25 protein-coding genes and 3 tRNA genes are annotated in these 25,143 nt (G+C 44.8%); 3 read left to right on the top strand and 25 right to left on the bottom strand.

Annotated elements, in window-relative coordinates; genetic code table 11:
* From L2W36_RS26440 to fkpA, 9 genes are all read right to left on the bottom strand, one after another.
* The coding region (locus L2W36_RS26440; RefSeq protein WP_236111966.1) for a GTP-binding protein at nucleotides 1–210 on the bottom strand (210 nt) is incomplete at its 3' end.
* A 123-nt stretch (nucleotides 211–333) separates the two neighbouring features.
* Entirely contained in the window at nucleotides 334–2,430 is a 2,097-nt protein-coding gene (fusA, locus tag L2W36_RS26435; protein ID WP_038224544.1) for an elongation factor G, read from the bottom strand.
* Nucleotides 2,431–2,507: 77 nt separating this feature from the next.
* A complete protein-coding gene (gene rpsG / locus L2W36_RS26430; RefSeq protein WP_031493416.1) occupies nucleotides 2,508–2,978 on the bottom strand; it encodes a 30S ribosomal protein S7 in 471 nt (156 codons plus the stop codon).
* 97 nt (nucleotides 2,979–3,075) lie between these two features.
* Nucleotides 3,076–3,450, bottom strand: coding sequence for a 30S ribosomal protein S12 (rpsL, locus tag L2W36_RS26425; RefSeq protein WP_004399892.1), 375 nt, complete (start codon nucleotides 3,448–3,450; stop codon nucleotides 3,076–3,078).
* A 175-nt stretch (nucleotides 3,451–3,625) separates the two neighbouring features.
* Complete coding sequence (tusB, locus tag L2W36_RS26420; protein WP_038224546.1) at nucleotides 3,626–3,889, bottom strand: sulfurtransferase complex subunit TusB; 264 nt, start codon at nucleotides 3,887–3,889, stop codon at nucleotides 3,626–3,628.
* Nucleotides 3,890–3,899: 10 nt separating this feature from the next.
* Nucleotides 3,900–4,256 (bottom strand): sulfurtransferase complex subunit TusC, encoded by a 357-nt coding sequence (gene tusC / locus L2W36_RS26415; protein WP_062462320.1) that lies wholly within the window; start codon nucleotides 4,254–4,256, stop codon nucleotides 3,900–3,902.
* On the bottom strand, nucleotides 4,253–4,648 hold the full coding sequence (tusD, locus tag L2W36_RS26410; RefSeq protein ID WP_236111984.1) for a sulfurtransferase complex subunit TusD: 396 nt from the start codon (nucleotides 4,646–4,648) through the stop codon (nucleotides 4,253–4,255). Before tusD ends, tusC begins: the two co-directional genes overlap by 4 nt.
* A 1-nt stretch (nucleotide 4,649) precedes the next feature.
* On the bottom strand, nucleotides 4,650–5,324 hold the full coding sequence (locus L2W36_RS26405; protein WP_051647237.1) for a helix-turn-helix transcriptional regulator: 675 nt from the start codon (nucleotides 5,322–5,324) through the stop codon (nucleotides 4,650–4,652).
* A gap of 223 nt (nucleotides 5,325–5,547) precedes the next feature.
* Complete coding sequence (fkpA, locus tag L2W36_RS26400; RefSeq protein WP_038224550.1) at nucleotides 5,548–6,333, bottom strand: FKBP-type peptidyl-prolyl cis-trans isomerase; 786 nt, start codon at nucleotides 6,331–6,333, stop codon at nucleotides 5,548–5,550.
* Between the two features lie 160 nt (nucleotides 6,334–6,493).
* Between fkpA and L2W36_RS26395 the strand changes: the two genes are divergently transcribed.
* Complete coding sequence (locus tag L2W36_RS26395; RefSeq protein ID WP_171391151.1) at nucleotides 6,494–7,474, top strand: WD40 repeat domain-containing protein; 981 nt, start codon at nucleotides 6,494–6,496, stop codon at nucleotides 7,472–7,474.
* A 5-nt stretch (nucleotides 7,475–7,479) separates the two neighbouring features.
* Nucleotides 7,480–7,707, top strand: coding sequence for a SlyX family protein (locus tag L2W36_RS26390; RefSeq protein WP_006075239.1), 228 nt, complete (start codon nucleotides 7,480–7,482; stop codon nucleotides 7,705–7,707).
* 71 nt (nucleotides 7,708–7,778) lie between these two features.
* Here L2W36_RS26390 and rlmB read toward each other — a convergent pair whose 3' ends face one another.
* The 13 genes from rlmB to tsaE form a co-directional block, all read right to left on the bottom strand.
* Nucleotides 7,779–8,516 carry a 23S rRNA (guanosine(2251)-2'-O)-methyltransferase RlmB gene (rlmB, locus tag L2W36_RS26385; protein ID WP_088876598.1) on the bottom strand — a complete coding sequence of 246 codons (738 nt, stop codon included), beginning with the start codon at nucleotides 8,514–8,516 and terminating at the stop codon, nucleotides 7,779–7,781.
* 16 nt (nucleotides 8,517–8,532) lie between these two features.
* Complete coding sequence (gene rnr, locus L2W36_RS26380; RefSeq protein ID WP_038224554.1) at nucleotides 8,533–11,004, bottom strand: ribonuclease R; 2,472 nt, start codon at nucleotides 11,002–11,004, stop codon at nucleotides 8,533–8,535.
* Nucleotides 11,005–11,098: 94 nt separating this feature from the next.
* The gene (gene motX / locus L2W36_RS26375; protein WP_216613809.1) at nucleotides 11,099–11,755 is read right to left on the bottom strand and encodes a flagellar protein MotX; all 657 of its coding nucleotides are present in this window, start codon (nucleotides 11,753–11,755) and stop codon (nucleotides 11,099–11,101) included.
* Nucleotides 11,756–11,979: 224 nt separating this feature from the next.
* Nucleotides 11,980–13,296, bottom strand: a complete 1,317-nt coding sequence (locus tag L2W36_RS26370) for an adenylosuccinate synthase (protein ID WP_006075243.1) — start codon at nucleotides 13,294–13,296, stop codon at nucleotides 11,980–11,982.
* A gap of 133 nt (nucleotides 13,297–13,429) precedes the next feature.
* The gene (locus L2W36_RS26365; RefSeq protein WP_006075244.1) at nucleotides 13,430–13,618 is read right to left on the bottom strand and encodes a DUF2065 domain-containing protein; all 189 of its coding nucleotides are present in this window, start codon (nucleotides 13,616–13,618) and stop codon (nucleotides 13,430–13,432) included.
* Between the two features lie 59 nt (nucleotides 13,619–13,677).
* Nucleotides 13,678–14,658: a protease modulator HflC gene (hflC, locus tag L2W36_RS26360; RefSeq protein ID WP_006075245.1), complete on the bottom strand. Its 981-nt coding sequence runs from the start codon at nucleotides 14,656–14,658 to the stop codon at nucleotides 13,678–13,680.
* Between the two features lie 2 nt (nucleotides 14,659–14,660).
* Nucleotides 14,661–15,863 carry an FtsH protease activity modulator HflK gene (hflK, locus tag L2W36_RS26355; protein ID WP_038224556.1) on the bottom strand — a complete coding sequence of 401 codons (1,203 nt, stop codon included), beginning with the start codon at nucleotides 15,861–15,863 and terminating at the stop codon, nucleotides 14,661–14,663.
* A 45-nt stretch (nucleotides 15,864–15,908) separates the two neighbouring features.
* Nucleotides 15,909–17,198, bottom strand: a complete 1,290-nt coding sequence (gene hflX, locus L2W36_RS26350; RefSeq protein ID WP_006075247.1) for a ribosome rescue GTPase HflX — start codon at nucleotides 17,196–17,198, stop codon at nucleotides 15,909–15,911.
* Nucleotides 17,199–17,242: 44 nt separating this feature from the next.
* Nucleotides 17,243–17,506, bottom strand: coding sequence for an RNA chaperone Hfq (hfq, locus tag L2W36_RS26345; RefSeq protein ID WP_006075248.1), 264 nt, complete (start codon nucleotides 17,504–17,506; stop codon nucleotides 17,243–17,245).
* A gap of 190 nt (nucleotides 17,507–17,696) precedes the next feature.
* Nucleotides 17,697–18,644, bottom strand: a complete 948-nt coding sequence (gene miaA / locus L2W36_RS26340; protein ID WP_038224558.1) for a tRNA (adenosine(37)-N6)-dimethylallyltransferase MiaA — start codon at nucleotides 18,642–18,644, stop codon at nucleotides 17,697–17,699.
* Entirely contained in the window at nucleotides 18,641–20,641 is a 2,001-nt protein-coding gene (mutL, locus tag L2W36_RS26335) for a DNA mismatch repair endonuclease MutL (protein WP_236111983.1), read from the bottom strand. Before mutL ends, miaA begins: the two co-directional genes overlap by 4 nt.
* Before the next feature lie 34 nt (nucleotides 20,642–20,675).
* Nucleotides 20,676–22,367 carry a LysM peptidoglycan-binding domain-containing protein gene (locus L2W36_RS26330; protein WP_038224562.1) on the bottom strand — a complete coding sequence of 564 codons (1,692 nt, stop codon included), beginning with the start codon at nucleotides 22,365–22,367 and terminating at the stop codon, nucleotides 20,676–20,678.
* A gap of 20 nt (nucleotides 22,368–22,387) precedes the next feature.
* Nucleotides 22,388–22,852 carry a tRNA (adenosine(37)-N6)-threonylcarbamoyltransferase complex ATPase subunit type 1 TsaE gene (tsaE, locus tag L2W36_RS26325; protein WP_236111982.1) on the bottom strand — a complete coding sequence of 155 codons (465 nt, stop codon included), beginning with the start codon at nucleotides 22,850–22,852 and terminating at the stop codon, nucleotides 22,388–22,390.
* 247 nt (nucleotides 22,853–23,099) lie between these two features.
* On the opposite strand from tsaE, the gene queG reads away from it, so the two are divergent.
* The gene (queG, locus tag L2W36_RS26320) at nucleotides 23,100–24,227 is read left to right on the top strand and encodes a tRNA epoxyqueuosine(34) reductase QueG (RefSeq protein WP_171391153.1); all 1,128 of its coding nucleotides are present in this window, start codon (nucleotides 23,100–23,102) and stop codon (nucleotides 24,225–24,227) included.
* Between the two features lie 593 nt (nucleotides 24,228–24,820).
* Here the strand turns inward: queG and L2W36_RS26315 are convergent.
* The 3 genes from L2W36_RS26315 to L2W36_RS26305 all read right to left on the bottom strand — a co-directional run bounded on the left by L2W36_RS26315 (nucleotide 24,821) and on the right by L2W36_RS26305 (nucleotide 25,127).
* Nucleotides 24,821–24,896: transfer RNA gene (locus L2W36_RS26315), tRNA-Gly, on the bottom strand.
* Between the two features lie 48 nt (nucleotides 24,897–24,944).
* Nucleotides 24,945–25,020 (bottom strand) — tRNA-Gly (locus L2W36_RS26310).
* Between the two features lie 30 nt (nucleotides 25,021–25,050).
* Nucleotides 25,051–25,127 (bottom strand) — tRNA-Met (locus tag L2W36_RS26305).
* Between the last annotated feature and the right edge of the window lie 16 nt (nucleotides 25,128–25,143).

Here is a 25,143-nt window from a genome sequence, read left to right as displayed (position 1 = left end):
GTACTCAACGTGAGAAGTTGCGATTGTGATACCGCGCTCACGCTCTTCTGGAGCGTTATCGATAGATGCGAAGTCTTTCGCTTCACCGCCGTACACTTTAGCTAGAGTAGTACAGATTGCAGCAGTTAGAGTTGTTTTACCGTGGTCAACGTGGCCGATAGTACCAACGTTAACGTGCGGTTTAGTACGTTCAAATTTTTCTTTAGACACGATCGTGTTCCTTCCTAGTTATGATTCGCCCCGAGAACGAATTTTGTCGGGGCGCGCCAGAATTTGCTATTTTATGCGTCAATTTTACTCAACGCAACAGATTCATTACTAAACAATAGCTGATTAGCTGCGCTGTGCAATAATCGCATCCGCCACATTCTTCGGAGTCTCAGCGTATTCGCTAAATTCCATCGAATATGACGCACGACCTTGGGTCGCACTACGCAAGTCAGTTGCGTAACCAAACATCTCAGAGAGCGGTACTTGTGCACGGATGATCTTAAGGCCAGCGTGGCCGTCATCCATACCTTCGATCATGCCGCGGCGACGGTTAAGGTCACCAACAACATCACCCATCCAATCTTCTGGAGTCGTTACTTCAACCTTCATCATTGGCTCAAGCAGAACAGGTTGTGCTTCAAGCGCACCTTTTCTGAAGGCCATCGAGCCGGCGATCTTAAACGCCATCTCGCTAGAGTCGACATCATGGTAAGAGCCATCATACAGTGTTGCTTTGACATCCAGTACAGGATAGCCAGCAAGAACACCGTTGTTCATCTGCTCTTCGATACCTTTCGATACCGAGCTGATGTATTCCTTAGGAACCACACCACCCACGATCTCGTCAACGAACACAAACCCTTCACCCGCTTCAGATGGCTCAAGCTTAAGCCATACGTGACCATATTGACCACGACCACCTGATTGGCGAACAAATTTGCCTTCAACTTCTGTGCTGCCGCGAATTGTTTCGCGGTACGCAACTTGAGGTTTACCCACGTTGCAATCAACACTGAATTCGCGCTTCATACGGTCAACGATGATGTCTAGGTGAAGCTCACCCATACCTGAAATTAGCGTTTGGCCAGTTTCGTCATCGGTTTCCACACGGAACGACGGGTCTTCTGCTGCCAGTTTTCCTAGCGCAATACCCATTTTCTCTTGGTCAGCTTGAGAGCGAGGCTCTACCGCGATCTGAATAACTGGCTCAGGGAATTCCATGCGCTCAAGAATCACTTTGTGGTTCTGGTCACACAGGGTATCACCTGTTGTTACGTCCTTCAGACCAATCGCTGCTGCAATGTCACCCGCACGAACTTCTTTTACTTCTTCGCGCTTATTTGAGTGCATTTGAACGATACGGCCAAAGCGTTCACGCTTTTGCTTCACTGAGTTGTAAACAGCATCACCCGAGTTTACGACACCTGAGTAAACGCGCATAAACGCTAGAGTGCCTACAAACGGGTCGGTTGCAATCTTAAATGCAAGTGCAGCGAATGGTTCGTTGTCGTCCGCGTGACGCTCTACTTCGTTCTCATCATCGTCGATACCTTTAATCGCAGGTACGTCTACTGGAGAAGGAAGATATTCGATAACCGCGTCTAGTACCGCTTGCACACCTTTGTTCTTAAATGCACTACCACATGTTGCGAGTACAATTTCGTTATTTAGTGTACGAGTACGCAGACCCGCCTTGATTTCAGCTTCCGTTAGTTCGCCTTCTTCAAGGTATTTATCCATCAACTCTTCGCTTGCTTCTGCAGCGGCTTCAACCATGTTGTTGCGCCACTCTTCAGCTTCATCTTGCAGTTCTGCTGGAATCTCTTCGTAAGTGAAGGTCATACCTTGATCGGCATCGTTCCAGTTGATTGCTTTCATCTTGATAAGGTCGATGACACCTTTGAACTCATCTTCTGCACCAATGTTTAATTGGATTGGAACTGGGTTCGCACCAAGACGATTTTTAATTTGGTCCACAACGCGTAGGAAGTCTGCGCCTGCACGGTCCATCTTGTTCACAAATACCATACGTGGAACGTGATATTTATCAGCTTGACGCCATACAGTTTCAGACTGAGGTTCAACACCTGATGAGCCACAGAACACAACCACTGCACCATCAAGCACACGCAAAGAACGCTCTACTTCGATAGTAAAGTCAACGTGTCCAGGGGTATCAATGATGTTTACGCGATGATCTTGGAATTGTGCTTCCATACCACGCCAGAAGGTAGTAGTAGCAGCAGATGTGATAGTGATACCACGCTCTTGCTCCTGCTCCATCCAGTCCATGGTTGCAGCACCATCGTGAACTTCGCCGATTTTGTGAGAAAGGCCAGTGTAGAACAGAATACGCTCACTTGTGGTTGTTTTACCTGCATCTACGTGAGCAACGATACCGATATTACGATAGCGCTCAATAGGAGTTTTACGAGCCACGATTGTATCCTCTTACTAAGGTTAACCTTAGAGTATAGAAAAGTGCTGCGAGAGAACCTCGCAGCACTGAAAAGGTATTACCAGCGGTAATGAGCAAACGCTTTGTTAGCGTCAGCCATGCGGTGAACGTCTTCACGTTTCTTAACCGCAGTACCTTTGTTCTCAGACGCGTCTAGCATTTCAGCAGCTAGGCGTTGAGCCATAGATTTTTCACCACGCTTACGCGCAGCTTCAACCAACCAACGCATAGCAAGTGCGTTACGGCGAACCGGACGAACTTCTACAGGTACTTGGTAAGTTGAACCACCTACACGGCGAGATTTAACTTCTACCGCTGGGCGAACATTTTCAAGAGCTTCTTCAAATACAGCTAAGTGGTCTTTACCAGACTTCTCAGCCATAGCTTCTAGTGCAGTGTAAACAATTTTCTCTGCAGTAGATTTCTTTCCGTCAACCATAAGGATGTTAACGAACTTTGCCAGCAATTCAGATTTGAACTTAGGATCTGGAAGGATCTTACGCTGACCAATTACGCGACGACGTGGCATGGATATTCTCCGTTGTCTTCTTCAGGTTATCCAAAACTTTACAGTTTCTTCAAAAATTAAAAATAATTTAGTGTTTGGCCTTACTTAACGGAATCCATTAAGACTTAGGACGCTTCACACCGTACTTAGAACGACCTTGTTTACGGTCATTTACGCCAGCACAGTCTAGTGCGCCGCGAACAGTGTGGTAACGTACACCCGGAAGGTCTTTAACACGACCACCACGGATTAGAACAACACTGTGCTCTTGAAGGTTGTGACCTTCACCGCCGATGTACGAAGTCACTTCGAAGCCGTTCGTTAGACGAACACGACATACTTTACGAAGTGCTGAGTTAGGTTTTTTAGGTGTAGTAGTGTAAACACGAGTACATACACCACGTTTTTGTGGGCACGCTTCTAGTGCAGGCACGTTGCTTTTAACAACTTGCTTTGCACGAGGCTTACGTACCAACTGGTTAATAGTTGCCATTAACTAGCTCCTGATTTACTTGAAAGTAAGCTTTGTGAAAAATCTAGCCCTAACCGCCAATGGCAATTAGGGACGCAAAATTCTATGCAGCAGTGGGAGGTGTGTCAAGAAATATACAGATCTTTTTTAGATTAACTGCCGGGTTTTCATGTTTACAGCAAGCGATATGAAACGACTACTCCCAAGTAGTACTGTTAACATGTCGTTCGGTGAGTTCAACAAACCCATTAAAATCCACAACTTGAGTTGATTCTGATACTAGAGGCATCAACCCTCTAGCACTAAGATCCGGTTGCAACACGAAACATGCTGAAGGTAACGTTAAGTTTTTGTCAGTGATTAAATAACACGCATTTTCGACCAAAATTACTTGGTCATCTTGCGATAAATAGCGAAGTGCTTGTTGGTAGCCAATTTCGGTTTTGATGATATGAAGCATAAAGGGAGACCTAGAACGTTAATACTTTATGACAAAGACTCAACTGTTTGGCAATTTCACCCGTTTCAACTACTTGTGCACCAATAACCAGTTGCTCGGAGTCTAGCTGATATTGCAGCATACTCTGCTCGCAGACAAAGACGTCTTCAATGTCATACAACTCCATCAGCTTAAATGCGCTGATGTAGTCACGTGATAACACGTCAGCACTGTGTTGGTTTTGTCTGAGCTGATTAACACCTGCGCCAACAAAGAATACTTTGATGTCTTCAGTAAACGCCGATGTCGCTAACAGTGCGTCTAGTCCTTCACGCCCTTTTGCTGTTGAATGTGGTAATGAGTTAAATACAAACGCTAGTGTTGTCAAAACTGCACCACCCTGTCTTGCGTTAACATAGCGCTGGTGAGGCTACCCAACCCAGCGAGTTCAAAGCCTTGAGCTAAGTTATCGACATCGCGCGTATGTTGTGAGGCTTCGTCAACACCCAAGACACCACGTCGCAAAGAGGCGGCAACGCACGTTTCTAAGCGTACACCATAATCTTGTGCCAAACTCTGCCACTCAGCTGTCAAATCTAGCTCATCATTCGCAGGTACCACAAGGCGCGACGCATTGTGAATCCCATCCTGATAAAAGAACACACTCACTAGCTTATGTCCTCTAGCAATAAGAGCCTTAGCAAAGAGCAACGCGTTACGTGCAGACTGAGTCCCATAAACCGATCCATTGATAACTAATGTATAGGTTAACGCAGACACGTTATTCGTCCTCAGTCTTACGCTGACGGATATAGAGATAAACGGTGTGTTTTGAGATATTGAGACGATCTGCGACACGATTTATCGCATCTTTAATATCAAAAATACCTTTGTCGTAGAGCTCCATAACAATCTGGCGGTTCTTAGTATTGTTCGATACCGATTTATCCGCATTGATGTCTTCGATAGTGCGTTCTACGGTTTGGTCTACTAGCTCTTCTACATCACTGGCAAAGTTCACTGAAGATGCGGCATCTTTTGCATCTTGTGTAGGCATAAAAGATTGAAGGATTTGCGAGAATGGCGCATCTAAGTTCACGTTAATACACAGCAAACCAATGACACGATTATCACCATTGCGAATCGCAATAGTAATCGACTTCATCAGCACGCCGCCTTTAGCGCGAGTGAAGTATGAGCGAGAGAAGTTACGCTCAGAGCCTTCGATATCTTTGAGCATCTTAAGAGCTAGGTCGGTTATTGGTGAGCCAACTTGACGCCCTGTGTTTTCACCGTTGGCAATTTTCACTGCGGAAGTATTTAACGACTCCAGTGAGTGCAGAACGATTTCACAAAATGGACCAATTAAACTCGCTAATCCATCGACCACGGCCTCATAGGACTTAAGGATGATTTTGTCATGCTCGCTAAATGGCGCCACATCGACTGACTCCATTTCAAGCAGCTCATCGGGATTGGTAATTTCAGTCACTGTACTTTGACCCTAGAGATAACTTAAAAAAATTACCGTAAGTTTATCAGAAAATTTGAAGCTGACCTCTAAGTATGTCTCTAACAAGTGATTTAGGGCAAAAAAAGTGCAGTTTTTTATCTACCGTGGCTTTCATCAAACTAAAAAAAGACCCACCGTAGTGAGTCTTTATCGTTCAATGCATTAATTATTGAGTTGCTTGAGCGTCATCGCCATCGATTTTTAGCAGCTCTACTTCAAATACCAATGTAGAGTTCGCAGGAATCGTTGGTGTGTCTTGCTCGCCATAAGCTAACTCTGGTGGGATAACGAACTTGTATTTAGAACCCACTTTCATTAGCTGAACACCTTCAGTCCAACCTGGAATAACACGGTTAAGCGGGAATGTCGCTGGTTGACCACGATCGTATGAGCTATCAAATTGAGTGCCGTCAATCAAAGTACCTTTGTAGTGTACTTCTACTGTGTCAGTCTCTTTTGGTTGCGCACCAGTACCTTCTGTTTCTACTTGGTACAGTAAGCCAGAGTCTGTTTTAGTCACACCATCTTGTTTCTCGAATTCAGCACGGAAATCGTCACCAGCTTTCTTAGCTGCAGCCGCTTTTTCTTCTGATTGCTTCTGCATAGTTTCAGCAACACGCTTGTCTAAACCTTCCAGTGCAGCACGAATTTCATCTTCTGTCAGTTCAGCTTTACCCGCAAACGCTTGTTCTATACCTTTAAGAACCAGTTCTTTCTTCAGCTCGATGCCAAACTCAGCCGGTTTTTCAATGCTCGTGCTTAGGTAGTTAGCGAAAGAAACGCCGATTGCGTAAGCTGCTTTATCATCTTCTGTCTTAAAGTGAACCGCTTTGCCTGTCTCCGCTTGAACTTGCTCTTGCGCCGCTGGCTCTGCTTTTGGTTCTTCTTTTTGACAACCGACTGCCAACATTACTGTCGCAGCAAGTAGCGACACTTTAAATAATGATTTCATTTAATTCTCCGATTATGGAATTCAACGCCTACTCATACTTATTAAACTTGTCTTTCAGCGCAGCATGCGTAACTATCTCAATCTAGTAACTATTTCTACATAGCTCAAGCTTTAAATATACTAGCTTAAACTCAAGACTCAACGTGGAATAACGCTAATGATGCGAATAATATCTCATTCTGTGCTGTGGTTAATTGTCATCAGCCTGTTAAATGGCTGCTTTTTCTCCAGTGATTCAGAGAGACAATGGGACCTAGCGCTAGAGGGAACCAGTGCCATTGCGTTAAGCCGCGATGCCAGATTCGCCTTGCTTTACTCCAAGCAGCAGCACCTTCAGCTATGGGACCTCAACCAAAACAAACTGTTAGCTCGCTTGGGCATTCAAGATCCTGAGCAGAATATTATTTCCCTCATTCGTTTTAGCGATAATGGCCGCTTTGCTGTCACTGCCACACAAACCAACTTCGCCGTCTGGGATTTAGCCTGGTCTCAATCTACCGGACTTTGGTCTATCTCTGACGGACTCATACAAGACATCGCTTTGGGCAATAATGGCGATGAAGTGCTTATTGGTCTCAGTAATGGTAAAGCCATATTCATCGATTTAGTCACTGGAAGACGCCTAGAGTTCCTCGCTCACGTAGAAAAAGTGAATTCTGTTTCACTATCGCCTAATGGAAAATACGCACTATCAGGAGGCAACGACCATAATGCTTACTTCTGGAGCACCGAATCTGGTCAAATATTACAGCAATTTGAACATGAGCAACGGGTCGGCACAGTAGAACTACAACGCGATGGTTTATACGCACTCACTTCAGATAGTGGAAATAATGCCATTATTTGGGATCTGAAAACTGGCAAAGAGGTCAGTCAGCTAAGCAGCTGGACTCGACAGCTTATCTTCTCCTCTGCGCGCTTTTCCGATGACGGTACTCGTTTAGTCACCGGTTCTCCCTCTTCTAGAATGGTCACCTGGGACACGCAATCTGGTAAACGAATAGAAGGCTTCGAAGTTGAGATGTTAAAAGATGTTCGTCCGCCTCGAGGAGTAGTGTATGATGCCGCTTTTGAGAGCAACCAACGCGTCCTCTCAGCCTCTTCTGCCGGTGTTGTGCAGGCTTGGAATTTGAGTGAGTAGAGATTATGAGTAATAAAGAAGTTCAGGCTCTCGAAGAGAGAATTAACGATATGGAATGCAAAATGGCATTCCAAGAGCAAACCATCGAAGAGCTCAATGACGCCCTAACTCAACAGCAACTACTGATCAGTAAAATGCAAGATCAAATGAAGTATGTTGTTGGTAAAGTGAAAAATATGGATACGTCCAACCTTGCCGATCCTTCAGAAGAAACGCCCCCTCCTCATTACTGATTGCCCCAGATATAAGAAAGCCCCTGCGTAATGCTGGGGCTTTTGAATTATCTATAAGTCCGGCTCAATCACTAAAGCGCGCGTTGGCGTACCGCTTCAAATAAACAAATCCCCGATGCTACCGAAACGTTCAAACTTGATACCGAGCCCGCCATTGGAATTTTAATCAGATCGTCACACGTTTCACGAGTTAAACGGCGCATACCGTCACCTTCCGCACCCATCACAATCGCTAAAGGTCCATCAAGTTTCGCTTGGTAGATATCGTGAGTCGCTTCCCCAGCGGTCCCAGCAATCCAGATTCCTTGCTCTTGCAATGCTCGCATCGTACGAGCGAGGTTAGTTACGCGAACCAAAGGAACAGTCTCAGCGGCACCACAGGCCACTTTACTGACAGTGGCCGTTAGTGGCGCAGAGCGATCTTTCGGCACAATAACAGCAGCAACACCCGCCGCATCGGCATTACGTAAACAAGCACCCAGATTATGAGGGTCAGTCACACCATCAAGAATTAGCAATAGTGGCTGAGCATGCTGGCTTAGAATACTATCTAGATCATTCTCATTGAGCTGCTTAGCTGGTTTTACTTTCGCAATGATTCCCTGATGATTGGCACCACGTGCTTTGTCATCAAGCGTCTTACGGTTCATTTGCTGAATCGACACACCAATTTGAGTCAATTCATTCAGCACTGGCATCAAGCGCTCATCTTGACGCCCCTTTAATACGTACGCTTCTATAAAACGTACTGGATCTCTTTCCAATACAGCTTTCACAGCATGAATGCCGTAGATAAATTCGTTACTCATGGTTTAACCTTGAATTCTATTTTTTCTTCGCTCGACCCGCTTTACTGCGCGCTTTGTTCTTGCGAGCTTTTTCGGCTTTGGACTTTTTGCGCTTATGCGGCAATACGTCTTCTTGTCCGTCAGGCCTTTTCGTTGCTTCGACAAGAGGCTTAGCTTTTGCGCCTCGCTTACCTCTTACCTCTGCGACACGTTGTTTTGCCTTCGCTTTTTTCTTCTCAGCTTCAGCAACACGTTTTTTAGCCGTTTTTCCTTTGCCGCGTAGCTTACGACTTGTTTCCTCTAATTCAAAGTCTATTTTCTTCTCATCGAGGTTAACCGCCAGCACTTTTACTTTTACCGCATCACCTAATCGATAAATCGCACCAAAGCTTTCACCGATAAGTCTTTGACCTATCGGATCAAACTGATAGTAGTCATTAGCAAGTGAGGAAATATGCACCAAACCATCAATGTGCAATTCCGTTAAACGTACAAAGAACCCAAAACCGGTGACATTCGCAATAACACCATCAAGAACTTCGCCAACATGGTCTTGCATGTACTCACACTTGAGCCAATCTGCCACATCACGTGTCGCATCATCTGCTCGGCGCTCTGTCATCGAGCATTGCTCACCATAGAAGTCCATATCATCGAAGGAATAATGGTAGCCACCGGTTGGTGTCCATCGATCGGTGTTGCGACCTTCTTGCTTAGCAATTAGATACTTAATCGCTCGATGCAACAACAAGTCAGGATAACGACGAATTGGAGAAGTAAAATGCGCATAGCGTTTGAGCGCTAACCCAAAGTGACCTGCATTATCTGCGTTATACACCGCTTGCTTCATTGAGCGTAATAGCATGGTCTGGATCAACTCTTTGTCTTGGCGCTGCTGGATTTTTCGAATCAGCTCAGCGTAATCCGTTGGTGACGGGTCTAAACCACCAGATAAATCTAAGCCAAGCTCTCCCAAGAAATCTCTAAAACCTTGCAGCCTTTCCTCTCCCGGAGTCTCGTGAATACGATACAGGGCCGGCTCTTTGGCTTTCTCAACCAGAGAAGCGGAAGCAATATTTGCCAATATCATACATTCTTCGATGATCTTATGGGCATCATTGCGAATCACAGGTTCGATGCGGTCAATTTTACGCTCTGCATTGAAGATAAACTTGGTTTCTACTGTTTCGAACTCAATTGCACCACGATAGTCACGTGCTTCTTTCAGCACTTGATACATATTGTGGAGCTCATGCAAGTGTGGCACTAACGCACTATAGCGTTCACGTAACTCTTCGTTACCCTCTAAAATATCACTCACTTTGTTATAGGTCAGACGAGCATGGGAGTTCATCACGGCTTCGTAATGCTTATAACCTGAAAGTTTGCCCGTTTCCGAAATGGTCATTTCGCACACCATACATAAACGGTCTACTTGAGGATTAAGCGAACACAATCCGTTCGACAATACCTCAGGTAACATAGGAACCACCTGAGATGGGAAATAAACAGAGTTACCACGTACGATGGCTTCTTTATCTAGAGGGGAATCCGGACGAACATAATAGCTGACATCCGCGATCGCAACCCATAAGCGCCAACCACCACTTTTTTTACGTTCACAGTAGACGGCATCATCAAAGTCACGAGCATCTTCACCATCAATCGTGACAAGAGGCAACTCGCGTAGATCGACGCGGCCCTTTTTAGCCTCTTCAGGTACAAATTCGCCAAATTGCTGAACTTGCTTTTCAACTTCGGCTGGCCACTCATGAGGAATTTGATGAGTGCGAATTGCTATTTGGGTTTCCATGCCAGGCGCCATGTTCTCGCCAAGCACTTCAACTACTTGCCCCATCATTCCACGAGATCGGCTGCCACGGTCTGTCACTTCAACCACAACAACATTGCCCATTCGGGCGCCGCCTCGGTGTTCGTTCGGGATTAGGATATCTTGGCTAATACGAGAATCATCAGCAACGACATAGGCGTAACCATATTCTAGGAAAAATCGGCCTACGACTTGCGTCTTGCGCTCTTCCAATACACGTACGAGTCGCCCTTCCTTTCGACCACGTTTATCGGTGCCAGATGGCTGTACTAATACAAAATCGCCATGCAATAGTGTACGCATTTGGTGATGAGGAAGCAGAACATCATTGTCCTTATTCATGCTTCCTTCAGGTCTCACCCAGCCATGTCCATCTTTATGACCTATGACATAGCCTTTAATCATTTCTAATTTATCTGGTAAGGCATAACACTGGCGTCGAGTGAAGACCAACTGGCCATCACGCTCCATAGCACGTAAACGACGACGCAGCCCTTCATAATGCTCTTCGCCTTCAAGCCCTAATGCTTCAAACAGATCATTTCTGTTCATTGGTACATTGACGCTTTCTAAGAAATCGGTGATGAATTCTCGGCTTGGAATTGGGTTGTCGTAGTTTTGGGACTCTCTTTCTGCAAAAGGGTCGTCTACTTTGATATCGCTAGGCTTGTTCGACATAGTCTGACCTATATTTTAGGAGGGATACGTCGATTATAACTGACAGAGCAGATAAGCTACAGAAATGCTTTGAATTTCTCGTATTGCTGAAAAATTACCAGAACGTCGTTCGACGCTTTGCCCTTGCAATAATATTTTCAGGCATACGTTGCTCTAAGCCACGTCTTAACATAGAGATACGTTTATGCTTACGACTATCAGGAGTCACCGAGTTGTAGAGCCAACGATATGCATCTTCGTAGTCCAGGGGGCTACCAAAATCTCGAAGCAACAATTCTGCAAGTTGAATTCTCGCATCAATATTGCCCATTGACGCCGCTTCTCTAAAATAGGGAATGGCTCGCTCTTTATCCTGCTGCACAAAAGTGCCACGAGAGTAATAGCGACCTAGCTGTTCAAGCGCTACCGGTAATCCTTGATGGGCTGCATTTTCCATGTAGTACAGACCCAACTCTACATCTTGGGGCACACAAACACCCCAAGCAAGCATATCGCCATAAAGAAATTCATAGGAAGGTAAGTTGATGCGTGTCGCGCGCGCCATAATATCTTCAACCAGCTGACAGTTATCTGCTTTGACTCGAGCTAGATGTCGATTTTCTTCAATTAAACCAATCAGTTCATCTTCAGAATAGATAGGGATCGGAGCCCCCACTTCTTTGGCGTGAAGTGTTTTTACAGAGCCAAGTAGCGCCATGCAAACAAGTGCTGCTAGTTTGTGTCGCTTAATCACTGTGTAACTACTCCTCATACGCAAGTACCAAAGCCAACCAACGCTTATGGATGGTTTAACTTTTATCGGCAGTTACTCGCCTCGCTTTAGAGAAAAAATGGGAAAAGTGGCAATATATTGCCACTTTTGAATAGCTGAAGTTCAAAGACGTCAAAACCTTGGCACAAGATCACATTTGCTCTATGTTCATCACCAATAAAAAAAGCCAGCGTAAATGCTGGCTTTTTAGAACTTTCAATCGATTAAGCCTCGAATGGCTGAACCTTAATGATCGTTTCGTTACGATCTGGACCTGTAGAGATAATATCTACTGGTACGCCTGTCAGTTCTTCAATACGCTTGATGTAGTCTAGAGCGGCTTGAGGAAGTTGCTCGATAGACGTTGCACCAAATGTTGTTTCAGACCAACCAGGCATAGTTTCGTAAATTGGTGTTGCTTCTTCAAAAGCTTCAGCAGCCATTGGAGAAACTTCCAAGATAGAGCCATCTTTCATCTTGTAACCAGTACAGATTTTCAGCTCTTCTAGACCGTCAAGCACGTCTAGTTTAGTTAGACAGAAACCTGAGATAGAGTTGATTTGTACTGCACGACGCATTGCTACTGCATCAAACCAACCAGTACGACGTAGACGACCTGTTGTAGCACCGAACTCGTGACCAACATCACCAAGGTGCTTACCTACTGGGTCTTGCTTATCTAGGCCATCGTAAAGCTCTGTTGGGAATGGACCAGAACCAACACGAGTACAGTAAGCTTTAGTGATACCTAGAATGTAACCGATATGACGAGGACCAAAACCTGAACCTGCAGCAACGCCGCCAGCGGTAGTGTTTGAAGACGTTACATAAGGGTATGTACCGTGGTCGATATCTAGAAGCGTACCTTGAGCACCTTCGAACATGATCTTGTCACCACGCTTACGCGCTGCATCAAGTTCATCAGTTACATCAATAACCATTGAAGTTAGAAGGTCTGCATAACCCATGCATTGTTCTAGAACTTCGTCATAGCTTACTGTGTCTGCTTTGTAGAAGTGCTCTAGTTGGAAGTTATGGAACTCCATGACTTCTTTTAGCTTCTCAGCGAAGACTTCTTTATCGAAAAGATCACCAACGCGTAGACCACGACGTGCAACTTTGTCTTCGTATGCTGGACCGATACCACGACCAGTTGTACCAATTGCTTTATTACCACGAGCGATTTCACGCGCTTGGTCAATAGCAATGTGGTAAGGAAGAATTAGAGGACAAGCTTCAGAAACGAAAAGACGCTCGCGAACTGGAATACCACGCTCTTCTAGAGGCTTCATTTCTTTAAGAAGTGCTTCTGGTGAAAGAACAACACCATTACCAATAACACACTTAATGTTATCGCGAAGAATGCCTGATGGAATCAAATGAAGTACGGTTTTTTCACCGTTAATGACTAGAGTGTGACCTGCATTGTGACCGCCTTGGTAGCGAACCACGTACTTTGCATCTTCAGTTAAAAGGTCTACGATTTTACCTTTACCTTCGTCACCCCATTGGGTGCCCAGAACGACTACGTTATTACCCATCTTTCCAAATCTGATTGCTAGTTAAAAAAGGATTCTAGCATCGAAATCACAAATTTGCAGTCATTTTTTAAGCATTAGAATCCCGCTTTGTGGTAAGTGACTGATGCTGGCTAATAAAAAAACGATATTGTGACTAGTTTAGCATCATGAAGGTAATTACAGCACCTGCCACAACAAGACAGCCGCCGATTCTTCTTAAATGCTCATCAGGTTGCTGAGCTAATTGGGAAACCATGTTTCGCCAACCTCGCGGGGCAAGTAAGGGCCCTAGCCCTTCGACAACTAACACTAAACCCAAGGCAATCCATAACGACTGTGACATTGTTTTTCTCCCAAAAAATAGGGCTCCCTTGAGGAGCCCTATTACGGTATAGCTTAAGATTATTTAACTGGAGCGCCGTTCATATCGTTCATGTAACGGAAGAACTCACTCTTAGGATCAAGAACTAAGATATCGCTCTTGTCAGAGAATGACGTCTTATACGCCGATAGTGAACGTAGGAAGCTAAAGAACTCTGGATCTTTGTTATACGCCGAAGAGTAGATAGCTGCTGCTTTTGCGTCTGCACCACCTCGAGTTACACGAGCTGTTTTGTCTGCTTCAGCCAATAGTGTTGCCACTTCTAGCTCAGCTTGAGCACGAATAACTTCTGCTTTCTCACGACCTTGAGAACGGTGCTTACGAGCTACTGACTCACGCTCAGCACGCATACGACGATAAATCGATTCACTGATTTCATCAGGAAGGTTGATTTTCTTCATACGGAAGTCAACAACACGAACACCTAAATCTTTCATCGCGCTTTCACGGGTATCACGAAGCACGTTGCTCATGATCTTATCGCGTTCGCCATCAATCTCTAGAGCTTGCTTAGCCGCTTCAGTGGTGACTTCTTCACTGTCTGCACTTTCAGGAAGTACATCGTTGTTACGAGGACCAGAAACAATCTGTTTGATCTCACGAGCACCGATTTCAGAACGAAGCACATCGGTAACTTTACGTTCTAAAAGCGCTTGCGCAGTAAGAGCATTACCGCCACCCGTTGCCAGATAGTATTGACGGAAATCTTCAATCTTCCACTTAACATAAGTGTTGATGATGACGTCTTTTTTCTCTGACGTTACGAAACGGTCACCGCGACCATCCATTGTCTGGATACGTGCGTCCAATGTTTTCACGCGATCGAACAGTGGCATCTTGAAATGCAAACCAGGCTCGTAGATGCGAGATACTTGGTTGTCATCGGTAAGAACACGACCAAATCGAATCACGATTCCACGCTCACCTTCAGGGATGACAAACAAAGACATCAGCATCAATGCTAAGGCAACGACTAATACTGGTATCATCAATTTACGCATTATTAGTATCTCCCTTGACGCGTCGAGTTATTGCGAGACGTATTGTTGCTTGAAGAAGTATCGCTGGCCGACGGATCTAATTGAATCTGTTCATAAGCCGATGTTTCCTTTGGCTTACGTGACTTAGATGAACCTTCTTGACCTGCTAGCTTATCGATAGGCAAGTACAACAGGTTACCACTTGATTCAGAGTCAATAAGAACCTTAGATGTATTTGAGTACACTTCTTCCATCGTATCTAGGTACAGACGGTTACGAGTAACCTCTGGTGCTGCTTGATATTCTGGGAGTAGTTTCTCAAACTGAGCTACTTGACCTAGCGCTTCATTGGTTATTCTCTCTGAATAACCTTGAGCTTCTTTCTTCAAACGCTCAGAGCGACCTGTCGCTTTAGGAATAATCTCGTTTTTGTACGCTTCTGCTTCTCGAATGAAACGCTCTTCATCCTCTCGAGCAGCGATCGCATCATCAAATGCATCTTTAACTTGCTCTGGTGGACGAGCTGACTGGAAGTTGACGTCAACGATGGACAGACCCATATCGTAGTTATCAATGATCTCATTCAGCGTTTCTTGAGTGCTTTGACGAATCTGTTGACGACCACTGGTCAGGATACTATCCATCAGTGAGTCACCGATTACTGCACGTAGTGCCGAGTCAGTTGCTTGGCTTAAGCTGTCATCAGCGTTAGTGACAACAAAAAGATACTTGTATGGATCAGAGACGCGGTACTGTACGTCCATCGAAACTGAAACTACGTTTTCGTCTTTTGTCAGCATGGTACCTGATGCACGAAGCGAGCGAATTGCTTGCACGTTAACAGGTTGGTATTCGTCGATAAAGCGAGGACGCCAGTTCAGACCTGGGTCGACGATTCGATCGAATTTACCGAGACGGAGAACGACACCTCGCTCACCTTCACTAATGGTATAGAAGCCAGAAAAGAACCAAATAGCGACTGCGATCAATGCAATGACACCAAAGCCTATTGCACTACCACCACCGCCAATTGATGGGCCACCATTACCACCACGTTTACCAAACTTACCACCGATTTTCTGACTCAGCTTATTAAAGACTTCATCTAAATCAGGCGGTCCTTGATCACGACCACCGGAGTTCCGGTCACCACGATTGTTATTACCCCATGGGTCTTTATCGCGGCCGTTGTTTCCATTGTTATTACCAGGCTCATTCCACGCCATTAGGAAGCTCCATCATTTAGTATGACGTTATACTGTAGCAGTCCTTTAAGTAACTATAAAGTCACTCAAAACTGCCCCTTCTCTTTTTTCAAGTCTAGACCAATCTACTTGTTGCATCCGAATATCAATCAACAAGTTACCTTCTTCGTCGTATTCTTCACGTTGAATACAATTCATCTGGAAAAATGTACTACGAAATCGCCCTTGAAACTGCGGCGGAATTCGCAATTGATATTGAACCATTTGGCTCGCTAAGCGCTCTGTTAGCGCTTCGAACAACAGTTCGATTCCTTGCCCTTCCATGGCAGAAACCCAAACGGCTCTCGGAATTCCTTCGTCATTACGTTCTATACGTGGACGTTGGCCATCTAGATTATCTATTTTATTCATCACAACGAGAGAAGGCACTTCATGTGCATCTATCTCTTCTAGCACGTCATGAACAGCTTGAATATTCTCACGAAATCGGTCATCACTGGCATCGACAACATGTAACAAAATGTCAGCTTCCTGCGTTTCTTGCAGTGTTGCCTTAAATGCCGCGACTAAATCATGCGGTAGATGACGGATAAATCCTACCGTATCCGCAAGGATAGCCGGACCGACGTCCGCTAATTGTATTTTTCTTAAAGTGGGGTCGAGTGTTGCGAATAACTGGTCAGCAGCATACACCCCTGCTTCAGTAATACGGTTAAACAGTGTTGATTTGCCCGCGTTGGTATAACCTACTAGGGAAATCGTTGGGATTTCAGCTCTGTTTCGGGCTCGTCTGCCTTGTTCACGCTGTTTTGCGACTTTTTCTAGACGACGCAAAATCGCTTTAATTCGATCACGCAGAAGTCGACGGTCGGTCTCTAACTGAGTTTCGCCGGGACCACGTAAACCAATACCACCTTTTTGCCTTTCAAGGTGCGTCCAACCTCGAATCAATCGAGTCGATATGTGACGCAACTGTGCTAGCTCTACTTGCAACTTACCTTCGTGGGTACGTGCTCGCTGAGCAAAAATGTCGAGGATCAGACCAGTGCGATCCAAGACTCGACATTTACACAGACTTTCTAAATTACGCTCTTGGGCAGGAGAAAGGGCGTGATTAAAAATCACAATGTCAGCACCAGTTAACTGCACTGTCTGCGCAATCTCCTGAGCTTTACCTTCTCCAACATAGTATTTCGGGTGAGGGGACTGCCGGCTTCCGGTTACTACCTGTAACGCATTAACGCCTGCAGAAGATACGAGCATCTCAAATTCGCTAAGATCTTCCCACTCACCTTCTTGCGTGAAGTTGATATGAACAAGTACAGCTTGCTCCCCCGATTCATAACGGTCAAACAAGCTACCAACTCCTATTTAATTGTCTTGTTTTATTAAATTCGGTATTAATCGTCAGATTTCTCTTGTTGACGATCACCAGCTGGACGCTCACCACTATGATGACTAACCGCACGAGCTGGAACAACCGTAGAAATCGCATGCTTATAAACCATTTGATTTACGGTGTTTTTCAAAAGGATCACAAACTGATCGAAAGACTCAATTTGACCTTGTAGCTTGATCCCGTTTACAAGGTAGATTGATACTGGAATACGCTCGCGACGTAGTGCATTTAGGAATGGGTCTTGAAGAGATTGCCCCTTAGCCATTTTTATTTTCCTTATATTAATATTGTAGTTTTAATTATTTAGCTATTGGTGCACTGCAATGTTAGGTGCTGCCTTTGCATCTGAGCTAAACCAATGAAATACCCCTTAGTTTTATAATCATAGAACAACTATTGCCTTTGAAAACAAAACTCAGTTCCTTTTTGGGTACAAATACGCAAAAGCGACCACATTATACACAGTTAATGCCATCAGATGCTATGGCATCTGTGAGAGTTTTCATTGAATCCTCAACATGTTCGCTGTCTAACCAAACCAAATCATCCCAACTCCTTAACCAGGTGATTTGACGCTTGGCCAATTGGCGAGTCGCACAGATCCCGCGAAAGATCGCGTCATCTAAAGTGCTCTCTCCGTCCAAATATTCCCACATCTGACGATATCCGACACAACGAATAGACGGCAGATCCGGGTGAAGATCTTCACGAGCATATAACGCTTTGACTTCATCTTCAAAGCCTGCTTGTATCATTTTCTCGAAGCGCAATTCAATTCGTTTATGTAACAAAGCACGATCTTTGGGCGCTACCGCAAATTGTTTAACACGAAATGGTAAAGGCTCGCCTTTGGTTTCAGTCAATTCTGTCAATGATTTACCAGAGATACGATAAACTTCGAGCGCACGTGATAGTCGCTGAGGATCATTTGGATGTATCCTCTCTGCTGAGACAGGATCTATAGCTCGAAGTTCATTATGAAGTGCTTGCCACCCTTTTTCCGTGGCTTCTTGCTCGATCTGTTTACGGATTTCCGGGTTCGCTGCAGGTAACGGCGATAAGCCTTGTAATAGCGCTTTAAAGTACAGCATTGTGCCGCCAACCAGCATCGGGATCTTGCCTTCAGCGTGAATTTTGGCAATTTCGTTCAAAGCATCGCGTCTAAAATCCGCCGCAGAATACGCCTCTGCTGGATCCAAAATATCGATTAAGCGATGTGGAGCTAGTGCAAGCTCATCAGCATCTGGCTTTGCGGTACCAATATCCATGCCCTTGTATATTAGGGCTGAATCAACACTGATGATCTCCACAGGGTATTGTTGACGAAGACGAATAGCTAAGTCGGTCTTACCGGATGCGGTTGGACCCATTAAAAACAAAACGAGTGGTAATTTTTGATTCATGATGAAAATGCTGCAATTGTGGCCGTAAAATCGACAGGTCGAACAAATTTAGGGTCGCTTAACGGTAGCTGACCTTCGTAGAGCTGTTCAAGGTTGCCAAGCAACTGAACGGATTCAGATAAAGTGTAGCTACTTTTCACTTGCAGCACTTTTTTCGCTAACCAAAGGCTTAACTGACTGGTGGTTTGATCATGCTGCTCAAGGGTTGCCAAGTATGACAGCATTTCATCAATTAACAATTGCAAATTTTGCTGCCTTAATGGTGAAGGTACCCCCATCACCATTGCGGTTTGTTTATTGCGTACCTTAATGTCGATACCAAAGTTCAACATAAGCTGCTCATGATCCTCAACCGCCTTTAATTGCCCTTCATTGACTTTCAATGAGAGCGGCACCAACAGTGGTTGCATGGTCAACGCACCTGTTTTTGGGCTCAATTGAGCAAACAATTTGTAAAACTCCGCCCGGCGCAAAGACACTACCGCGCAAATGGGCTCCGCCTTCACCAACACATAACATTGGTCGACAATGGCAATAGCCTTACCGATTCGCTCAATATTCACGTCCATCTGGTTTGGCTTTTGCATTTTAGGTTCAGCCAGCTGATGAACGTTAGTTTCAATATTGGGCGTTTGCATCAACTCCTGATAGACTCGAACTTCGTCGGCCGTTGGCGCTTTTTCTATGACACGAGCCGAACTCTTATTGCTAGAAGTCTTCGCACCACGCTCAGATACCCAGTCGCTGCGAGGAGAATGCTCTGCAATTTCATGACCTACCGAAGTACTTTGCACAGCATACTCTGATTGACTATCGCGTCTTTGATAATCCGCTCTACCGGGATAAGCAGGTATGCTTTCTACAGCGCTAAGCGTAGCATTGTCGACATCAATTCTCGATGTTTGCCCCGGCTCTCTGTGTTCAGTGACTTTTGCTTCATTTTGACTGTTAGCCGATGAACTAAAAGCTGCTGGAGAAGCTGGCTGAGCGTCAATAGACTTAGCCTGAACCAAAGCATCGCTCAGAGCTTGGTAGATAAAATCGTGAACCAGGCGAGCTTGATGGAAGCGAACTTCATGTTTTGCGGGATGCACATTCACATCCACCTGATGAGGGTCAATATCAATAAACAAGATATAAGCAGCAAACTGCTCTGGGGCTAGACTGTTTTCGTAGCTTTGACGAATCGCATGATTGATGAGTTTGTCTTTCATCATCCGACCATTAACATAGCAATATTGCAGATCACTTTGAGCTCTAGCACCTTCTGGGGTGGTAATCCAGCCATGTAATTTCAAATCATTATGCTGCAACTCAATCTTAAGCATATTGCGCACAAATGGCGCCCCACACACGGCTGCTATTCGCTTCTCTGTTTGCGCATCGGTCTTTGCAGCACGGTACTGCCTTACTAACTTACCGTTGTGCTTCAGGTTGATCGAGACGTCAAAACGGCTCAAGGCGATCCGTTTTAATAGCTCATCAATATGAGTAAATTCCGTTTTCTCAGTGCGCAAAAACTTGCGTCTTGCTGGTGTATTGAAAAACAGGTCAAGGACTTCAAGTGTGGTACCAATGGGGTGTGCAGCAGGTTTAAGCTTCACTGCCATGTCACGCCCTTCGGCATATGCACTCCAAGCTTGTTCTTGCGTGGCAGGACGAGAAGTCAGTGTCAGTCGAGCCACAGAGCTTATACTTGCTAACGCTTCACCGCGAAAGCCCAGGCTCATAATGGCTTCAAGATCATCCAAGGTATGAATCTTCGACGTCGCGTGACGACTAAGTGCCAGTTGCAACTCATCTTTAGCAATCCCTTTGCCGTTATCACGCACACGGATAAGTTTGGCACCTCCTTTTTCGATATCAATATCGATACGAGTCGCACCAGAATCAAGACTATTTTCGACCAACTCCTTTACTACCGAAGCTGGTCGTTCCACCACTTCACCCGCTGCAATTTGGTTAGCCAGTCGAGCAGGGAGTATCTTAATCGTCACTTATCTTCTCCAAAATGAGCTACATCATTCTTGTTTACTTATTAGGTATCAACAAGACTTGGCCTACTGCCAATGAGTCTGAACGTAGCTTGTTCGCATCTCGTATACTTTGGACGGTCACACCATACTTAGACGCAATCTTTCCTAAGAACTCCCCTCGCTGCACTTTGTGCTTACGCAGAGGTAGGTCCTTTAAACTGACTGTGATTTTTAGTTTCTGCCCCAGTTTCAATACATCAGATTTGAGGTTGTTCTCGCGTTTAATATCCGCAACGGAAACTTTATATTTATTGGCAACCTTACCCAAGTAGTCACCTTTGGCCACAGTATGGGTTACCGTTTTAGTTTCAACCGTATTTACCTTGCTGCTGACCTTCACTGGTGCGCTGCTCCCAGGAATCACCAAAGTTTGTCCTACCGCCAGCGAAGTACTCTTCAGGTTATTGGCACTCTTAATAGCCGAAACCGACGTCCCATAATTTTGAGCAATCACAGATAAGGATTCACCACGCTTCACGGTATGTTTTTTCTGCTGGCCGCGATTGGCAAACAAAGTCCCTTCCGGCGGATTCGCTTCAAAATACTGGACGATCGCTTTGGCTAAGGCACGCGCCAATTTATCTTGGTGACTACGAGTCGTCAGCAAGCGCTCTTCTGTTGGGTTGGAAATAAAGCCAGTTTCAACCAGAACCGAAGGAATATCCGGTGATTTCAACACCGCTAGGCTCGCATTAACAGGCTCTTTCTTATGAAGATGCGCAACTTTACCCATCTCTTTTAAAATCTTAGTTGCGACTTTGTAGCCCTCTTTTTGAGAGTGACTAAATTGCAAATCTAAGAGTGTTTGACTGACATTTCTATCGTTGGTGTTCTTCGATAACACCTCACCAGCACCGCCCAATAATTCAGATTGCTGCTCGTGATTCTCTACCCAGCGCGCAATCTCGGTGTTCGCTCGTCTAGTATTCAGGACAAACACTGACGCACCACGAGGTTGTGGCGTTCTAAACGCATCGGCGTGAATTGAAACCAATAAGTGTGCTTTATTCTTACGTGCAATCTCAGAACGTTTATTAAGATTGACAAAATAGTCACCACGGCGAGTCAATACTGCCTTCATGCCTGGAATAGCATCGATCTGTGCAGCCAGTTTTTTCGACACGCTCAAGGTCACGTGTTTTTCGTATTTCTTAGTTGGTCCAATCGACCCCGGATCTTCACCGCCATGGCCGGCATCAATTGCAACGATAATATCTGCTGTGCCTCTTAACTGAGAAGCATCACGACTTACTGCCGTTTTACTGCTTGGTGCCGTTGCTTTAGGCTGGCTGCTCGCTTTACCGTGAGGCAAGTCAATAACCAGGCGATGTCCATACTGTCCACCCGGTGTGGGGTTCAGTTTAAAGATTTGCGGCGTTGAAGACTTCTTTAACTCGAACACCAAGCGATAGGTCCCTTTGCTAGGTGGTGAGCTTTTACGAATTTTGCTCAGCACTGGGCTATCGGTTACGTTCATTGGTAACTTGGTGTTCAAGGTTGTGTTTTTAAGATCCACTACAATTCGGCTTGGGCCCGATAGTGAGAAATAACTGTAGTCCGCTTCAGACTTAAGGTCGATAACAACACGCGTTTCGTCTGGTGACGGCCAAACGCGTAGACCCTCTAACGCATTGGCTAAAGTAACGGTAGGAAATATCAACAAGATTGGCAGCATGACTTTAGCCATGCTGCTAAGAAAACGACTGATCAATTTAACTCCAACTGACTTATTAATTCTCTTCCGTAATCGCTATTTGCAGTGAAGGCAATCTCTCTTGCCTCGCCAACATACGTAATCTCGATATCAATATCGGCATCAGGTAAGACGCCTACGCCTTTTTCAGGCCATTCCACTAAACAGATAGCATCATCCGAGAAGTAATCACGAATGCCCATGAACTCAAGTTCTTCAGGATCCGCTAAGCGATATAGGTCGAAGTGATATACGTTCCAACCATCAAGCTGATAGGGCTCTACCAAGGTATAAGTCGGGCTTTTTACATTACCCTTATGTCCAAGACTCTGAATAAAGCCACGACTGAATGTGGTCTTCCCAGCGCCAAGATCACCATGCAAATAAATCGTTGTCTGTTTTGAACAGAGATTGGCCAATTTAGTTCCAATTAAAATCGTTGCGGATTCATCTGCTAAGGTAAATTTTTTAGTGCTCATCACATTTTTCTCTGAGTGGTGCCTTTGAGAGTCGAAATAGTAAACTGTGTCGCTTTTCGTAGACAAGTGATCTTATGTAAGTAATCAGAAAATTTACCATTATTTTATCGTTATCCCTACTGTGCATACACAAAATAGTCGATGAAAGTTTGTTCTAAAGTAGATTAAGGACTTTTTGGCGCTCATACTTGGGTTAGTATTGGTTTTGAGTATAGAATACGCGTCCTTTTCTATTTGAGTAATCATGATGGACTTAAACAAGCTTGCCAGTGACATCAAACTATGGGGACAAGAGCTCGGTTTTCAAAAGGTCGGTATTAGTGATATCGATTTGCAAGACCAAGAGACGGTTCTCAAAAACTGGTTGGCCGCTGGATATCATGGTGATATGGCTTGGATGGAAACGCACCAAGATTTAAGAATTCACCCAGATAAACTGCATCCAAATACCTGTCGAATTATCAGTGTCAGAATGGACTACCTTCCAGAAGACGCGAATTTTGCATCCAATTTAGAAGATAAGCACTCTGGTTATATCAGTCGGTATGCTCTTGGACGTGATTACCACAAACTGATTCGTAATCTACTCAAAAAGCTTGGTCAAAAAATAGAACAAGAAGTCTCAGAGCTTGGTTATCGTCCATTTGTCGATTCAGCCCCCGTTTTAGAACGTCCTCTAGCAGAAAAAGCCGGATTAGGCTGGATAGGCAAGCACTCATTATTACTGGATAAAGAAGCTGGCTCTTGGTTCTTTCTAGGTGAACTATTTATCGACTTGCCTCTTCCTACGGATAACCCGGTAAATAACGAATGTGGGAAGTGTCGAGCATGCGTAACATCCTGCCCTACTGGTGCGATTTTGGAAAACGGCGTTATTGATGCTCGCCGCTGTATTTCCTACCTCACCATCGAATACAAAGGGGTCATTCCACTAGAGTTTCGTGAAGCAATGGGAAACCGAATCTATGGATGCGATGACTGCCAACTGGTTTGTCCTTGGAATCGTCATGCTGAGCTTAGTCAGCGACAAGACTTTCAACGACGCGATAGCTTTGCCGATACCAATCTCGACATTTTGCTTTCCTGGGATGAAGCTACTTTTCTTAAAAATATGGAAGGCTCAGCCATTCGAAGAATCGGTCACGAGCAATGGCAACGAAATATCATCATCGCGATGGGGAATGCGCCTTTCTCTCAAACTTATATCGAGCAGCTAGAACAGATAGAGGGACAATCCGACCTTCTAGATCCACACATCGAATGGGCCTTGCAGAAACAGCTCGGGCAGCTACCTGTGAATCTAGATACCAGCCTTCATACTAAAAACCAACGTCTCATCCGTATCGTAAAAAAAGGGTTACCCCGAGACGCATAGCCATCAATGGTTGTAGAAAAATCAAATTAATTTTCTTGACTAATATCTCAAATCTACATTTGTGGAAAAACTACATTTTCATTAGCGGTTAGTCGTTGAGAAATCAGGTTAAACACAGTTTCAATATATGACTAGGATCAAAAAAACGTCACTTGCTGATCATTTCGCTGTCAAGAAAAAAACAACAGAACGCCACTTATTTTATTTAATTTCAACCACTTAGTGAAAAATATCAATCTTTAGCATTACCAATGTCGGTGTAAAGATCTTTCAAGCCCCCTACCTTAAGGACCTTCAAATACAATTTATCAACCAAGTTATCCACAAAATAAAAATGTGGATAAGTCTGTTAATTTAACTGTGACAGAATCGCAACAAAGGCAGACGCCCAGTGCTGTTCAGGTGTGTAGAAATTAGATACACAGTTCAGTGCATTGCGTTACTTATGAGTAATGCAATAACTGAATGACTTAATTTTTGGGAGTGATGCTTCTCAGCATTAGGAAAGAGCATGCGGTGAAGGGACGAAGTTTCTCAACTTTGCTATCTCTTATCGAGATGACCGCTTTTGGTGTCCATTATGAGGAAGAAATTGGAGCGACACACGAGGTTCGAACTCGTGACCTCAACCTTGGCAAGGTTGCGCTCTACCAACTGAGCTAGTGTCGCATTATTATCGCTAATTAAATAACGATTATTTCTTTCACTCTAGGAAAATGGAGCGACACACGAGGTTCGAACTCGTGACCTCAACCTTGGCAAGGTTGCGCTCTACCAACTGAGCTAGTGTCGCATATCAACAGCAAGCGCTATTGACTAAATTTGGTTGCGGGGGCCGGATTTGAACCGACGACCTTCGGGTTATGAGCCCGACGAGCTACCAAGCTGCTCCACCCCGCGTCCGTATTGTGTCACC

It is taken from the genome of Vibrio sp. McD22-P3 (assembly GCF_021568915.1).
Classification (GTDB): Bacteria; Pseudomonadota; Gammaproteobacteria; order Enterobacterales; family Vibrionaceae; genus Vibrio; species Vibrio mediterranei.
This window is presented reverse-complemented; position numbering and strand designations above follow the sequence as displayed.